Source organism: Mycobacterium sp., assembly GCF_052143115.1.
GTDB lineage: Bacteria > Actinomycetota > Actinomycetes > Mycobacteriales > Mycobacteriaceae > Mycobacterium.
On the sequence record NZ_JBKQTQ010000110.1, the window covers coordinates 1 to 2,596 of the forward strand.

Below are 2,596 nucleotides of genomic sequence, written 5' to 3' on the forward strand. Positions count from 1 at the left end.
GCGAGAAGCTGCACATCGGCTGACCTCTTCGCTAAATCCCCTCCGCCCCTTTGATTTAAGCTCCCTCTTGAGGGGATTACCGCCGTATTGGTGAGCCGGCCGGTAGTGCGCATCGTCTGCACTACCGGCCGGCCGGCTATAGCGTGACCCCGGTCAGAACCGCGGGTCCGGGCGGGAATTGACGCGTGCCACCTTGGAGCCCCAGGAGATCAGCTCGGGGCTGGCGTCGTCGTTGGGGATCTGGCATTCGATCAGCACCGGCCCGCCCTTGTGGGCGCGGGCTTGTTCGATCGCCTCGGCCAGTTCCGCCGCGGTGGTCGCCGTCAGCCCCAGCCCGCCGCCTTCTTCGGCGTTGAACACGTCGATGAGTCCGGCGTAGTCCCAGTTCTTGTAGTAGTTGTAGGGACCGTCGTGGATCGCCGATTCGATGACGTAGCCGCGGTTGTTGACCAGGAAGATCAGGATCTACTGGCCGTGGCGGATCATGTTCGACACCTCTTGGGCGGTCAGCTGGAAGGATCCGTCGCCGATGACCGAGACGAGGCGGCGGTCGGCCTCCAGGCCCATCGCATAGCCAAAGCTTGCGGGGACGGACCAGCCGATGGAGCCCCACTGCATCTCGATCTCGAACCTCGCGCCGCCGGGCAGCTGCGTGTACATGCCGTTCAGCCAGGAGTCGCCGGTCTCTACCAGGAGGGTGGTCTTGGAGTCCAGGTCCTCCTCGATCTGCCGCCACATCTCGACGCGGCTGAGGGGGCCCGCTGGGTCGGCTGCCTTCGGGCGCGCCACCGATGCCGTCCCCTTGAGGCGCTTGAACTGCGTCAGGGTCGCGTCGTGGGCTTGCACTTTTTTGGCAAGGTCGGACAGGAAGTCGGCCAGCGCGACGCCCGTGTATTCGGTGTCGGCGAACCGCACACCCTGAGCCTCGGCGTTGATCATCCGCTGCCGGGGTGGCTGCGCGCTCCAGCCGACGGTCGTGTAGTCGTTGAACACCGGACCGGCGGCCACGATGAGGTCGGACCAGTCGACGATTGCCTGGCACTGCGGGCTGCTGACCTCGCCCCAGTAGATGCCGGCGTACTGCGGGTGGTCTTCGGGGAAGAAGCCCTTGGCGTTGGGCATGACCGCCACCGCGCAGCCCAGTGCTTCGGCCAGTTCCCGGAAAGCGTCGATGGCGCCGTAGGGCCGCAGATGGGCACCGGCCAGCAGGATCGGCTTCTTCGCCTCCGCGATGAGGTCGGTGGCTCGGCCGACGGCATCGGCCAGCATTCGCGGGTTGCTGTACAGCCTCGAGCGCAACGTGGAGAACGGGGCCGGCCGAGAACACGGTGCGGCCGACAGGTTGCACGGAATCTCGATGTAGGCGGGCTTGCGCTCGCGCAACGCGGTGCTGATCGCCTCATCGATCAAGGCGGGCGCGTTGGCCGGGTGCTGGATGCGGACCGCCACGCACGTCACCTGCCGAAACACCTCATACTGAGCGGTGAAGTCGTGGGAACCCACTGTGTGGTGCAGGATGTGATTCTCACCTGCGTCGTTGGTGTTGGGGCTGGATGACACCATGATCACCGGCAGGCGTTCGGCGTAGGCGCCGGCCACACCGTTCAGCGCGGAATACGCGCCGACGTTGAAGGTGGTGAGGACCGCCGCCGCGCCATTGACCCGGGCGTAGCCCTCGGCGGCGTAGGCCGCGTTGAGCTCGTTGCAACAACCGATCTGCTCGATGTTCTTGTTCTCCAAGAGCTCGTCAAGCAGGACGAGGTTGTAGTCGCCGGGAACCATGAAGTAGTGCTTCAGCCCAATCTGCTCCAAGCGGGTCGCCAGGTATTGCCCCACGGTGAAGTCAGCCATGATTGCGTTCCTTTTGCGTTGAGTCACTCTGCCGATGATTACGGGGCGTCGATCGGGACGACGTTGATCAGCTTCTTGTTGACGAACTCCTGAATGCCCAGGCTGGCCAGTTCATGTCCGTAGCCCGACAGCTTAATGCCGCCGAAGGGCAGGTCCGGCTTGGTCCAGGTCGGGTGGTTGATGAAGACCATGCCGGTCTCGATCCGCTTGGCGACCTCAACCCCGCGGTCAATGTCCTGCGTGAACACCGAACCGCCGAGCCCGAAGTTCGAGTCGTTGGCCAGCCGCACGGCGTCGTCCTCGCTGCTCGCGCGGAAGAAAAGCGCCACCGGCCCGAAGAACTCCTGGTAGTAGGCGGGGTTGTCCGGGGTCAGGTCGGTGAGGATGGTCGGCTGCACGAACGCTCCTGTGGTGGGCACGGGCTCGCCGAGCGCGATGGCGGTCGCGCCGGCTTCGACCGCGGCCTTGATCTTTGCGTTCAGTTCGTCGGCGGCACCCTGGCTCGACATCGGCGGCAGCGTGGTCGCCGCGTCGAAGGGGTCACCGGCCTTGAGCCCGGCCAGCGCAGCCTTGAACTTCACGAAGAATTCGTCGGCGATGTCTTCGACGACGATGATGCGCTTGGAGGCCACGCAGCATTGCCCGCCGTTGTTCATCCGACCCCACAGCGCCCACTGGACCGTCTTGTCCAAGTCGGCGTCGGCCAACGCGATCAGCGCGTCCGAGCCGCCCAACTCCATGGTGG

At 65.2% G+C, this 2,596-nt stretch carries 3 protein-coding genes; all 3 read right to left on the bottom strand.

Annotated elements, in window-relative coordinates:
* Positions 1-153: 153 nt before the first annotated feature.
* Positions 154-360: a hypothetical protein gene (locus ACLQI9_RS11560; protein ID WP_442391694.1), complete on the bottom strand. Its 207-nt coding sequence runs from the start codon at positions 358-360 to the stop codon at positions 154-156.
* Between the two features lie 105 nt (positions 361-465).
* On the bottom strand, positions 466-1,851 hold the full coding sequence (locus ACLQI9_RS11565) for an alpha-keto acid decarboxylase family protein (protein ID WP_442391695.1): 1,386 nt from the start codon (positions 1,849-1,851) through the stop codon (positions 466-468).
* A gap of 38 nt (positions 1,852-1,889) precedes the next feature.
* A partial coding sequence (locus tag ACLQI9_RS11570; RefSeq protein WP_442391696.1) for an aldehyde dehydrogenase family protein occupies positions 1,890-2,596 on the bottom strand: 707 nt, incomplete at its 5' end.

Bases quoted from the DNA above. Each gene is read 5' to 3' on its own strand.
- ACLQI9_RS11565 (WP_442391695.1), bottom strand. From the start codon at position 1,851: ATGGCTGACTTCACCGTGGGGCAATACCTGGCGACCCGCTTGGAGCAG.